The organism is Geobacillus sp. 47C-IIb (assembly GCF_014679705.1).
GTDB classification, from domain to species: Bacteria; Bacillota; Bacilli; order Bacillales; family Anoxybacillaceae; genus Geobacillus; species Geobacillus thermodenitrificans.
In genome coordinates this window covers 2,986,408-2,998,791 of sequence record NZ_CP061473.1, presented here as the reverse complement: position 1 = coordinate 2,998,791, position 12,384 = coordinate 2,986,408, and the positions used below count along the sequence as shown (strand labels likewise).

The 12,384-nt window shown below is 49.3% G+C and carries 13 protein-coding genes; 6 read left to right on the top strand and 7 right to left on the bottom strand.

Features of this window, described 5'->3' with window-relative positions:
- Positions 1–36 precede the first annotated feature (36 nt).
- Entirely contained in the window at positions 37–1,509 is a 1,473-nt protein-coding gene (locus tag IC804_RS15165) for an aminotransferase class I/II-fold pyridoxal phosphate-dependent enzyme (protein WP_008878744.1), read from the top strand.
- A 114-nt stretch (positions 1,510–1,623) separates the two neighbouring features.
- Here the strand turns inward: IC804_RS15165 and IC804_RS15160 are convergent, their stop codons facing one another.
- Positions 1,624–1,749, bottom strand: coding sequence for a GapA-binding peptide SR1P (locus IC804_RS15160; RefSeq protein ID WP_008878745.1), 126 nt, complete (start codon positions 1,747–1,749; stop codon positions 1,624–1,626).
- A 200-nt stretch (positions 1,750–1,949) separates the two neighbouring features.
- Between IC804_RS15160 and IC804_RS15155 the strand changes: the two genes are divergently transcribed.
- On the top strand, positions 1,950–2,327 hold the full coding sequence (locus IC804_RS15155; protein WP_008878746.1) for a DUF1885 family protein: 378 nt from the start codon (positions 1,950–1,952) through the stop codon (positions 2,325–2,327).
- A 121-nt stretch (positions 2,328–2,448) separates the two neighbouring features.
- Here IC804_RS15155 and IC804_RS15150 read toward each other — a convergent pair whose 3' ends face one another.
- The 5 genes from IC804_RS15150 to pdhA form a co-directional block, all read right to left on the bottom strand.
- Positions 2,449–2,691, bottom strand: coding sequence for a hypothetical protein (locus IC804_RS15150; protein WP_008878747.1), 243 nt, complete (start codon positions 2,689–2,691; stop codon positions 2,449–2,451).
- Between the two features lie 234 nt (positions 2,692–2,925).
- Positions 2,926–4,338 carry a dihydrolipoyl dehydrogenase gene (gene lpdA, locus IC804_RS15145; RefSeq protein ID WP_008878748.1) on the bottom strand — a complete coding sequence of 471 codons (1,413 nt, stop codon included), beginning with the start codon at positions 4,336–4,338 and terminating at the stop codon, positions 2,926–2,928.
- A gap of 4 nt (positions 4,339–4,342) precedes the next feature.
- Positions 4,343–5,653, bottom strand: a complete 1,311-nt coding sequence (locus tag IC804_RS15140; protein ID WP_008878749.1) for a dihydrolipoamide acetyltransferase family protein — start codon at positions 5,651–5,653, stop codon at positions 4,343–4,345.
- A 74-nt stretch (positions 5,654–5,727) separates the two neighbouring features.
- The gene (pdhB, locus tag IC804_RS15135) at positions 5,728–6,705 is read right to left on the bottom strand and encodes a pyruvate dehydrogenase complex E1 component subunit beta (RefSeq protein ID WP_008878750.1); all 978 of its coding nucleotides are present in this window, start codon (positions 6,703–6,705) and stop codon (positions 5,728–5,730) included.
- Between the two features lie 3 nt (positions 6,706–6,708).
- Positions 6,709–7,818, bottom strand: coding sequence for a pyruvate dehydrogenase (acetyl-transferring) E1 component subunit alpha (gene pdhA, locus IC804_RS15130; protein WP_008878751.1), 1,110 nt, complete (start codon positions 7,816–7,818; stop codon positions 6,709–6,711).
- 506 nt (positions 7,819–8,324) lie between these two features.
- Between pdhA and def the strand changes: the two genes are divergently transcribed.
- The gene (def, locus tag IC804_RS15125; protein ID WP_008878752.1) at positions 8,325–8,879 is read left to right on the top strand and encodes a peptide deformylase; all 555 of its coding nucleotides are present in this window, start codon (positions 8,325–8,327) and stop codon (positions 8,877–8,879) included.
- A 184-nt stretch (positions 8,880–9,063) separates the two neighbouring features.
- Here the strand turns inward: def and IC804_RS15120 are convergent, their stop codons facing one another.
- A complete protein-coding gene (locus tag IC804_RS15120; RefSeq protein WP_008878753.1) occupies positions 9,064–9,840 on the bottom strand; it encodes a Cof-type HAD-IIB family hydrolase in 777 nt (258 codons plus the stop codon).
- 183 nt (positions 9,841–10,023) lie between these two features.
- Here IC804_RS15120 and IC804_RS15115 point away from each other — a divergent pair, with 183 nt between their 5' ends.
- The 3 genes from IC804_RS15115 (at position 10,024) to rnjA (ending at position 12,184) form a co-directional block, all read left to right on the top strand.
- Positions 10,024–10,164 (top strand): hypothetical protein, encoded by a 141-nt coding sequence (locus IC804_RS15115; protein WP_165478173.1) that lies wholly within the window; start codon positions 10,024–10,026, stop codon positions 10,162–10,164.
- Positions 10,165–10,304: 140 nt separating this feature from the next.
- Positions 10,305–10,520 carry a DNA-dependent RNA polymerase subunit epsilon gene (locus IC804_RS15110; RefSeq protein WP_008878754.1) on the top strand — a complete coding sequence of 72 codons (216 nt, stop codon included), beginning with the start codon at positions 10,305–10,307 and terminating at the stop codon, positions 10,518–10,520.
- The gene (gene rnjA, locus IC804_RS15105) at positions 10,517–12,184 is read left to right on the top strand and encodes a ribonuclease J1 (RefSeq protein ID WP_011887078.1); all 1,668 of its coding nucleotides are present in this window, start codon (positions 10,517–10,519) and stop codon (positions 12,182–12,184) included. Before IC804_RS15110 ends, rnjA begins: the two co-directional genes overlap by 4 nt.
- Positions 12,185–12,384: the final 200 nt, after the last annotated feature.

Sequence of the window (12,384 nt, the reverse complement as noted above, 5' to 3'; positions counted from 1 at the left end):
TTGTTTTATTTTAAGGTAAAGAGGTGTGAAAAACCATTGTCGCAACTCGAGACACCATTGTTTACCGGGCTGTTGGAACACGTAAAAAAAGATCCAATCCAATTTCACATTCCCGGTCATAAAAAGGGAGCAGGTATGGATCCGGAATTTCGCGCCTTCATCGGAGAAAACGCCTTGGCGATCGATTTAATCAACATCAGCCCGCTCGATGACTTGCACCATCCGAAAGGGATGATTAAGCGGGCGCAAGAGCTCGCTGCTGAAGCGTTCGGCGCCGATTATACATTTTTCTCAGTGCAGGGGACAAGTGGCGCGATTATGACGATGATTATGTCGGTCGCTGGACCGGGCGATAAAATTATTGTGCCGCGCAATGTCCATAAATCCGTCATGTCGGCGATCGTGTTTTCCGGGGCCACACCGATTTTCATCCACCCGGAAATCGATAAGGAGCTTGGCATTTCTCACGGTATCACTCCCCAAGCGGTCGAAAAAGCGCTTGAACAGCACCCGGATGCCAAAGGGGTGCTTGTCATCAACCCGACATACTTTGGGATTGCCGGCGATTTGAAAAAAATCGTGGAGATTGCTCATTCATACAACGTCCCAGTGCTCGTCGACGAAGCGCACGGAGTGCACATCCACTTCCACGAAGATTTGCCGCTCTCGGCGATGCAAGCCGGTGCTGATATGGCGGCGACCAGCGTTCATAAACTCGGTGGATCACTAACCCAAAGCTCGATCTTGAACGTGCGCGAAGGGCTCGTTTCCGCCAAACATGTGCAAGCTGTTTTGAGCATGCTCACAACGACGTCGACATCGTATTTGCTGCTCGCATCACTCGATGTTGCCCGCAAACAGCTGGCGACGAAAGGTCGGGAACTCATTGACCAAGCGATCCGCCTTGCCGACTGGACGCGGGAGCAAATCAATCAGATTCCGTATTTATATTGTGTTGGCAAAGAAATTTTAGGGACAGAAGCGACATACGACTACGATCCAACGAAGCTGATCATTTCCGTCAAAGAGCTCGGATTGACTGGTCATGACGTCGAGCAATGGCTCCGAGAAACGTACAACATCGAAGTAGAGCTTTCCGATTTATATAACATTTTGTGCATCATCACTCCGGGTGATAGCGAGCGCGAAGCCAGCCTGCTCATCGAGGCGCTCCGCCGCTTATCAGAGCAATTCAGCCACCAAGCTGAAGAAGGAATAAAACCGAAAGTGCTGCTTCCAGATATCCCGGCGCTTGCCTTGACGCCGCGTGATGCGTTTTACGCCGAAACGGAAGTTGTGCCGTTTCACGAGTCGGTAGGCCGAATTATCGCTGAGTTTGTGATGGTGTACCCGCCGGGCATCCCGATCTTTATCCCTGGCGAGATCATTACTGAGGAAAACTTGAAGTATATCGAAACGAATTTGGCCGCTGGCCTCCCTGTCCAAGGTCCAGAAGATGATACACTGCAATCGTTGCGTGTGATTAAAGAATATAAACCGATTCGCTGACCGCACAAGCTAGGTAACTACTAGCTTGTGCTTTTTTTGTGCAAAATAAATGGCGCACATGTGCCCCTTTCACATGTGCGCCTATCCATTCCTTCCCCCGTTTGTTTGACCGTTCTACTCCCGTTCCTCTACTTCGTCGTCATGATCGCAACAATCACATTTTCCGTAAAGCGTTGTCACTTTTTCGTCTTCAAAATACGCAATTGTCGCTTCACATGCTTGACATACGATCGTGCCCATCCCCAAAACCCCTTTATGATGATAAATTCGTTGTTGACTTTATAATAATATATCACATTTCGAATGTCAAGCCTTAATTTGTATGTCACATTTAAAATAATAATAGCCTTTTGCATCAACAAACTTTTTCGCCAACAACCGGAAAAACATGGTACAATGAACGTAAAGAGACAAAAGGATGGCGAAAGGGGAGAGTAGAATTGAACGCATACTTAAAGCTGCCGGCGGGGAAAGCGGTTACAACCGAGGAAGTGAAACAGCTGCTCGAACGCTATCGGACGGCGCTAGGCAAAACGGGAGAACAGCTTGGCTGGGCGTACGAACAGGCCGCTTTCCCGTATACGGTGCACGAACATGACTCAGTTCTATACTTACAAGGGGATAACCGTTTGTATAAAGGAATGGCCATTTCTGTGCGAACAGACGGAGAAGAAACGTTCATTGATGTGGCGCTGCCGCCTGGGGCGACACACGGAGATAAAGGAAAAGCGAACGAATTCAGCAAATGGATAGCGAAAACGCTTGGCGGCGAACTGCATTTGTTTAGCGGCCGGACGATGACATTTAATGGTGCGTAAACAGCGGGCGTTCCACCGCTGTTTTTTATTGCCCAGAAGCCGGGGCAGCGACGACCAAACTTGCTTCGTGAAGGGAAAACACCGGAAATCGGCGACTCCAATGACAGATGAGCAGGGGAAGTCAATGGACGGCTTGCCAAATGAAATGCTGGCCGGTAAAATAAACAGCCGCCGTCACGATCGTCGTCAGCGCTGCTTTACGCGTCGCTAAGCCGAGTTGACGCGCCAGCAAAAACGCTATGTACATAAAGACGCACAACATCAGTCCGCGAAAAAACGGCCGATCTCGCCCTGACAACCACTCGATTAATGAGAAACTGCTCCAAATCATCATCTGCAATAAAAAAGCCACATACGCTTTCATTTCAAACCCATCTCCCGCTTTTCTTTACCATAACGATATGAAACAACAGCGGAAAATAGTATGAGAATTTGGACAAGAAATCGGTATAGAGGATCGTCGTGTCCGATCGATCCGCTTTGGTTGGCATATGAACAAGCAAAAACGGCTTCTCTCCTGCCAGCCTTTGCCCTGAAACAGCTGGCCCAATAAAAAGCGACCGGATGAAGTCAACACTTCAATCCGGTCGCGATGTCGTTACTTCGTAATGATATGAATTGGTGTGCCGAGCGCTACTTCGGCTCCTTCCATCGCGATTTCGCCAAGCGTTGGGTGAGCATGGATCGTCAAGGCGATATCTTCTGCCGTCATGCCGGCTTCAATGGCCAATCCTAGCTCGGCGATCATATCGGATGCGTTCGGGCCGATGATTTGCGCCCCGATGACAACACCGTCTTCTTTGCGAACGACCAGCTTCAGGAAGCCATCTGTGTCGTTCAACGCTAAGGCGCGGCCGTTAGCAGCAAATGGGAACTTCGCTGTGATGACATCAATGCCTTCGTCTTTCGCCTGTTGCTCAAAATAGCCAACCGAAGCGCATTCCGGATCAGAGAAGACAACCGCTGGAATGGCGACATAATCAACGACTGATGGATGACCAGCGATGGCTTCGGCCGCCACTTTCCCTTCATACGACGCCTTATGGGCAAGCGCTGGCCCTGGGACGATGTCACCGATGGCAAAAATGTTCGGGACGCTTGTGCGGCATTGTTGATCCACTTCAATCAAGCCGCGGTCCGTCATTTTAATACCGACTTGTTCAAGGCCGAGTTCATCGGTGTTCGGCCGACGGCCGACCGTCACAAGCACGTAGTCAGCGTCAACGGTTTTCGTTTCGCCATTGGCTTCATACGTGACGGTGACGCCATCTTCACGCTCTTCGGCTCCTTTCGCCAACGCATTCGTCACAATGTCGACGCCTTTTTTCTTTAAGCGACGTTTAATGATGGCCGCCATTTGTTTTTCAAAACCGGACAAAATTTCGCCGGCTCCTTCTAAAATCGTCACTTTCGCTCCGAAGTTGGCGTACGCTGTACCAAGTTCGATGCCGATGTAGCCGCCGCCGATGACAACGAGCGATTTCGGGATTTCCCCGAGGTTGAGCGCGCCGGTCGAATCAAGAATACGGTTCGAAAACTTGAAGTTCGGCAGTTCAATCGGGCGAGAGCCAGTAGCGATAATGGCGTTTTTAAACGTGTACGTCTGCGCACTGTCGCCGTTGACGACACGCACCGTATTCGCATCGACGAAATAGGCTTCCCCTTTGACGATCTCCACTTTGTTTCCTTTTAAGAGCCCTTCAACACCGCCCGTCAACTTTTTGACGACGCTTGCCTTCCATTCCTGTACTTTCGAGAAATCAACAGTGACGTTTTCCGCCTTAATCCCCATCTCTTCGGAATGTTTCGCCTGCTCATAGCGATGACCGGCTGAGATGAGCGCTTTCGACGGAATACAACCAACGTTTAAGCAGACACCGCCTAAATTTGCTTTTTCGACAATCGTCACTTTTTGGCCGAGCTGTGCAGCGCGGATGGCGGCTACATAGCCGCCAGGGCCGGCGCCGACGACGAGCGTTTCCGTTTCAATTGCAAAATCGCCAACTACCATCGTTTTACGCCTCCATTAATAATAGTTCTGGGTCACTTAACAGCCGTTTCACATGGTTGAGTGCTTTTTGTGCCGTTGCTCCATCGATCATTCGATGATCGAAGCTCAACGAGAGCGCTAAGACTGGAGCGGCGACGATTTCGCCGTCGCGGACAATCGGTTTTTCCGCGATGCGACCGATGCCAAGAATCGCTACTTCCGGATGATTGATGACCGGAGTGAACCATTGCCCACCAGCCGAACCGATGTTTGTAATCGTGCACGATGCACCTTTCATTTCATTTGGCGCTAGCTTGCCGTCGCGAGCTTTTACGGCGAGCTCGTTAATTTCTTGCGCCAACGCGAAAATCGGCTTCCGGTCGGCATGCTTAATGACCGGCACGAGCAAACCACGATCTGTGTCAGCAGCGATGCCGATGTTGTAATAGTGCTTATGGATGATTTCTTCTGTTTGATCATCGATTGACGTATTCAGCGTCGGATATTCACGCAACGCCGAAACGAGCGCTTTGACGACATACGGCAAGAACGTCAGCTTGATACCTTTTTCTGCTGCGATCGCTTTGAACTTTTTCCGGTGGGCAACTAGTTTCGTCACGTCGACTTCGTCCATGAGCGTCACGTGCGGAGCTGTATGTTTCGAATTCACCATCGCTTTGGCGATCGCTCGGCGAATGCCGCTCATTTTCTCGCGCGTTTCCGGGAATTCGCCTTCTGGCACAACCGGTGTCGCCGCTGCCTGCGGCGCTGCTTTTTCTTCAGCTTCTGCTGCCGGCGCCGGTTGGGCTGCAGCTTTCGCACCGCCAGCAAGGAAAGCATCGATATCTTCTTTCAAGATGCGGCCATTTTTCCCCGTTCCTTGGACGAGACGAATGTCCACACCTTTTTCACGCGCATATTTGCGCACAGACGGCATCGCGATGACGCGACGATTTGGATCGGCTTCTGCTGCAGCCTCTGCTGCGGCTGCCGGGGCGGTGGCCCCAACGCTTTCTTCTTTCGACACCGTTTCCGTTTTTTCCTCTTTTTTCGCCTCTTCTTCGTGCTCTTGTCCTTTAAACGTCATGTTTTCATATCCCGGTGCGTCGAGCGTGATAAGCGTTTGCCCGACCGTCGCAACGGTTCCTTCCGGGACAAGAATCTCAAGCACTTTTCCTTTGACCGGCGACGGGATTTCTACGACTGCCTTGTCGTTTTGTACTTCACACAACACATCATCTTCGTTCACTTCATCGCCTGGTTTCACAAACCATTTCACGATCTCGCCTTCATGAATGCCTTCGCCAATGTCCGGCAGCTTAAATTCAAATGCCACTGTATGTCGACCTCCTATCGATTGCCGAAAATAGGCGGGGGAATGCGATCTGCTCCCCCGGGACTTGTCCATTATCAGAAGTTCATTACTTTTTTCGCCGTTTCAATCACATCTTTAAAGTTCGGCAGCCAAACCGATTCCGCTTGGGCGAACGGATAGACCGTATCCGGCGCGGCAACGCGGAGCACCGGCGCCTCAAGGCTTAAGATGGCCCGTTCGTTAATTTCGGCAACGACATTGGCAGCGATGCCAGCCTGCCGCTGTGCCTCTTGAACGACAATGGCGCGGCCTGTTTTTTCCACCGAACCAATGATCGTTTCGATGTCGAGCGGCTGCACGGTGCGCAAGTCGACGACTTCAGCAGAGATGCCTTCCTTCTCTAATTCTGCCGCCGCTTTTAACGATTCATGCACCATGGCGCCGTAAGCGATGATGGTGATGTCTTTTCCTTCACGCTTAATGTCCGCTTTGCCGATCGGAATCGTGTACTCCCCTTCTGGTACTTCTTGGCGGAACGAACGATACAGTTTCAAATGTTCAAGGAAAATGACCGGGTCGTTGTCGCGGATCGCCGAAATGAGCAACCCTTTCGCATCATACGGCGTCGACGGAATGACCACTTTTAAACCTGGCTGTTGGGCGACAAGCCCTTCTAAGCTGTCCGAGTGCAATTCCGGTGTATGAACGCCACCGCCAAACGGTGAGCGAACCGTAATCGGCATATGGTAACGGCCGCCCGTACGATAGCGAATGCGCGCCATTTGTCCGGAAATCGAATCCATTACTTCATAAACGAAGCCAAAAAACTGAATTTCCGGCACCGGACGAAACCCTTGCAGCGCCAAGCCGACTGCCAAGCCGCCGATTCCTGATTCGGCCAGCGGCGTGTCAAATACGCGCTCCTCGCCGAACTCAGCTTGCAGCCCTTCGGTCGCCCGGAATACGCCGCCGTTGACCCCAACGTCTTCCCCAAAAATCAGCACGTTCGGATCATTTTTTAACTCGATGCGCAGCGCATCGGTGATCGCTTGAACCATTGTCATTTGCGCCATGGCTTACTTCGACTCCTTCTCTTTGTAAATTTCATACTGTTCCTTTAAGTTCGCCGGCAACTCTTCGTACATGATGCTGATTAAGTCGGTTACTTTTTGTTTCGGCGTTTCATCGGCTTTTTTAATCGCCTCTTTGATGTCCTCTTTCGCTTGCTCGATGACGCGGTTTTCTTCTTCCTCGCTCCATAAACCTTTCGCTTCTAAGAACTTGCGGAAACGCACAAGCGGATCTTTTTTCGCCCATTCGTTTTCAAGCTCTTTCGAACGATAGCGAGTCGGATCGTCACCGGACATCGTGTGCGGACCGTAACGGAAGCAAAGCGTTTCGATGAGCGTCGGCCCTTCACCGTTAATGGCACGCTCGCGAGCTGCCTTCACCGCTGCATAAACCGCAAGCGCATCCATGCCGTCGACTTGGATGCCCGGAATACCGGCAGCAACTGCCTTTTGTGCTAACGTTTTGGCGACTGTTTGCTTTTCGACCGGTGTCGAGATAGCAAATCGGTTGTTTTGCACAACAAAGATGGCCGGTGCTTTAAACGCCCCAGCAAAGTTGATCCCCTCATAGAAGTCACCTTGCGATGTACCGCCGTCGCCCGTGTATGTAATGGCTACTGCTTTTTTTCCACGCATTTTCAAGCCGAGCGCCACACCGGCTGCTTGAATGTATTGTGCACCGATGATGATTTGCGGCGGCAAGGCATTGACGTCTTCTGGAATTTGGTTTCCATGGAAATGGCCGCGTGAGAACAAGAATGCTTGATAAAGCGGCAGCCCGTGCCAAACGAGTTGTGGGACGTCACGGTATCCCGGCAAAATGAAATCCTCTTTTTCAAGCGCGAAATGGCTGGCAATTTGGCTCGCCTCTTGCCCGGCAGTCGGCGCGTAAAAGCCGAGACGGCCTTGGCGGTTTAAGGAAATGGAGCGTTGGTCAAGAATGCGCGTATATACCATCCGGCGCATTAGCTCTTTTAGTTGTTCATCGCTTAAATCCGGCATCGCCTCTTTATTAACGATTTCGCCTTCTTCATTCAAAATTTGGAACGTCGGAAACTGCTCGGCCACTTTCTCGAGCTGCTCCGCAAACGGAAACTGGGAGGTCTTCACACCCATTTTGTTCACCTCTGCCTTTCGTCAAAAATTTGGAAATCAGGCTACATTCACCCATATACTATTAATGTACCCAAAATGAAGAAGAAATAAAAAATGGCCACCGCTTGGCGCAGTTGCAAACGAATGCGGCTTCAAAAATCTGTATTATTGTTTTTGGTTTTCAAATTAGTACAATGCCCATTCACATGCTTTAGTTTACACTTTATTTTCAAAGCCGTCAATGTCTTTGATTCGCCATCACTAAACTGGTTATATTTAGGAAAAAAAGTCACTTCAAAAGAATCTGTTATATCACATAGTCAACACCCTGTATTAGTCCTGTGTTATATTTTGAAAAAATATAAATCATATGACCACCTTTCTTATTGTTGAGAGCGTTTTCTAATTTAAACTTTATACCCCAATAATATATTAGACAGATTATCACATTTTCATTTACGGCAGCTGAGCATTTTGTTAGACTAAAATGTAAACAGCGATGCCAAAGACAGGGAGTGAAAAAGTGGATGATTACGATGAAAGACATCATTAAAGAAGGGCATCCGACGTTGCGGAAAGTCGCCGAGCCAGTTCCGTTACCAGCTTCGGAGGAGGATAAGCGCATTTTGCAAAGCTTGCTTGATTATCTCAAAATGAGCCAAGATCCGGAGATGGCGGCGAAGTACGGTCTGCGCCCCGGCATTGGACTGGCTGCTCCGCAAATTAATGTATCAAAACGGATGATCGCCGTCCATGTCACTGACGAAAACGGAACGCTCTACAGCTATGCGTTGTTCAACCCAAAAATCGTCAGCCATTCCGTACAGCAATGTTATTTGACAACCGGGGAAGGCTGCCTGTCAGTTGACCGCGATGTGCCAGGGTATGTGCCGCGCTATGCCCGCATTACCGTCACCGGCACGACAATTGACGGCGAAGAAGTCACATTACGCCTGAAAGGATTGCCAGCTATCGTCTTCCAACATGAAATTGATCATTTAAACGGCATTATGTTTTACGACCATATTAATCCATCCGACCCCTTTAAAGCTCCGGACGGAGCGGTCCCAATCGGGCGTTAAAAATGACTCGGCTCTGGAAAACCTATGGTTTATGAATCAAGAGATCGGTTTCTCAAATTGACAACTCTTTTTCCTCACCGTGTTTAAGAACTGCTGCGCGACGGAAAACAGCTGTTTTCTCCTACCTTCTAGGCATTTTCACAAGCAAAAAGCGGTTCCGCTGGATGAGCGGAGACCGCTTTTTTTATGGAAGTAATTGCAATTGTTTCAGTCCGTGCCATATCCCTTCTTCATCGACCGGTTTCGTGACAAAATCGGCAACCCGTTTTACTTCTTCATGGGCGTTGCCCATCGCCACCCCGGTTCCGACAAATGACAGCATTTCGATGTCATTTAATCCGTCACCAAACGCATACACATCCTCTTTGTCGATCCCAAGCTTCTCGATCATGAGACGGATGCCTTCCGCCTTAGATCCACCCGCCGGCAGCACGTCAGTTGACACATCGTGCCAGCGGACAAAACGGAACTCCGGATAGTTGCGCACATATGGCGCTTCTTCTCCAGCGCGGCAAAATAACAGCGCTTGATAAATGTCTTTGTTTTCGTAATACAAAGGATCGACGGGCGGATGGGCGAATTTCAGGCTCTCCATGCTGACATGAATATGCGGATGGTCGTCGACGCTCGCTCTCATTTCCTCTGCGTCCATAAAGACGAGCGGGTGACCGTTTTGATGGGCCTCTTCCGTCAGCATCCTCACTTTCTCACGGCGGAGCGGTTGTTTATGCAGCACGCTTCCCTCAAAGACAACGTATTGCCCGTTAAAGCTGACGAATGAATCAATGCCAAGCCGATGGCGTATATGTTCAAACATAAACGGCGCCCGTCCGGTAGCGATGGCCACATAGACGCCCGCCTGTTTCAGTTGACGGATCGCTTCAATAGTTGACGGTGGCAACTGTTTTTTCTCGTCAAGCAACGTGCCGTCGATGTCGAAAAACACAATTTTTCTACCCACATTCTCTTCCCCTTGCCGAAAATGTATTCACTGTCTACCGTACTGAAAAACGATCTGAATGTCAATCGAAACGCGACGATTCGTTCCAATTTTCCCCATGAAAAACAAGCCTTCGCCTACATATCCTATATAATAGAACATTTACTTTCGCTGCAAAATGAGTACAATAAAAAGTAAGGAGTGATGAAAAATGTTGAAAAAGCTGAAAAAAAAGCTGCTTCAACAATGGAAAGATTTGCTCCGAAAAAAATTGATCGCCTAACCGTTGCAATGATAGCCCTTCTTTACGAAGGGCTTCTTTTCCCACTTTGGCGAATGAAATAGCCAAAACTCGTCAAAGATGGTACATATCATCGGCACATCTGCCATCTGTTTTTTGCTTTTGGCAATAAAAAACATGAAAACGAGGGTTAATTCCTATATAATAAAAAAGCAATCATTGTACGATAAGGAGAGATTTCACGATGATTTTCAAAGTGTTTTATCAAGAAAATGCGGACGAAGTGCCCGTTAGAGAAAAAACAAAAACGCTCTACATTGAAGCAGAATCAGAGCGGGACGTACGCCGAAAACTGCAGGATCGTTCGATCAATATCGAGTATATTCAGCCGTTAGAGGGAGCGCATTTGGAGTACGAAAAGCAAAGCCCTAACTTTCAAGTATTGGAGATTTCATCATGAAACTATTGACAGACCAACAAGTTGGCGTTTTTGCCCTCGGCGGACTGGGTGAAATCGGGAAAAATACATACGGCGTACAATTTCAAGATGAAATCATTGTCATTGACGCGGGCATTAAATTTCCGGAAGACGAACTGCTCGGCATCGACTACGTCATCCCGGATTATTCGTATTTAGTGAAACATGCAGAAAAAGTGAAAGGTTTGTTCATTACCCACGGGCATGAAGACCATATTGGCGGCATTCCGTATTTGCTTCGGCAAGTGAATATCCCTATTTACGGTGGGAAACTGGCGCTTGGGCTCATTCGCAATAAACTCGAAGAACACGGATTGCTTCGTCAAGCTAAACTCATTGAAATTCGTGAGGACGATGTCATTCGTTTCCAAAAAACAGCAGTCACCTTTTTCCGCACGACGCACAGCATTCCAGACAGCTACGGCATCGTCGTCAAAACACCGGTCGGCCAAATCGTCCATACCGGAGATTTTAAATTTGACTTTACGCCGGTTGGCGAGCCAGCCAATTTGACGAAAATGGCGGAAATCGGGAAAGAAGGCGTCCTTTGTCTGCTTTCGGACAGCACAAACAGCGAAATTCCGCATTTCACGATGTCAGAACGGCGGGTCGGTGAAAGCATTCACGACATTTTCCGTAAAGTGGACGGACGAATTATTTTCGCGACGTTTGCCTCTAACATCCACCGACTTCAGCAAGTGACGGAAGCTGCAGTCGCCAACAATCGGAAAATTGCCGTCTTTGGCCGCAGCATGGAAGCAGCCATTGAAATCGGCCAAGATCTCGGCTACATTAAATGTCCGAAAGGCACGTTCGTCGATGCAAACGAAATCAATCGACTCCCAGCAAACCAGGTGACCATTTTATGCACCGGCAGTCAAGGCGAACCAATGGCGGCCCTATCACGCATCGCCAACGGTACGCACCGGCAAATTCAAATCATCCCGGGCGACACGGTTGTCTTTTCTTCGTCGCCGATTCCGGGCAACACGGTGAGCGTCAACCGAACGATCAACATGCTATACCGGGCCGGCGCCGAAGTGATCCACGGTCCGCTCAACGATATTCACACGTCGGGACACGGCGGGCAGGAAGAACAAAAACTAATGATCCGGTTGATGAAACCGAAATATTTTATGCCAATTCACGGCGAATACCGCATGCAAAAAATGCACGCCAAGCTTGCCATCGACTGCGGTGTGCCAGAGGAAAACTGCTTTATTATGGATAACGGTGAAGTGCTCGGCATCAGCGACAGCGAAGCACGCATCGTCGGCAAAATTCCGTCCGGCTCTGTCTACATCGACGGCAGCGGCGTCGGCGATATCGGCAACATTGTCTTGCGCGACCGTCGCATTTTGTCGGAGGAAGGGCTCGTGATCGTTGTTGTCAGCATCAATATGAAAGAATTTAAAATCGCGGCCGGTCCTGATATTATCTCCCGCGGCTTCGTCTACATGCGCGAGTCAGGTGATTTGATCAGCGAGGCACAGGCGCTCATCACCAAACATCTCGAAAAAGTGCTCGAGCGAAAAACGAATCAATGGTCGGAAATTAAAAATGAAATTACGGAAACGCTCGCTCCGTTCTTATATGAACGAACGAAGCGGCGGCCGATGATTTTGCCGATCATCATGGAGATTTAACCAAAAAGGGTGTCCTTTTCGCAAGGACACCCTTTTCTATATAACATGACCAGCCTCTAGAGGAGTGATCACCTAACGGGGACGCGGCGCAAACATGTCGCTTCCCCACCAAAGAAACCTTGATTTCACTCCCCTCCTAAAACCGCTGCACAACAGGAAACGATCGTTGTTCACCAACCTTTTAATATAGAACACAAATT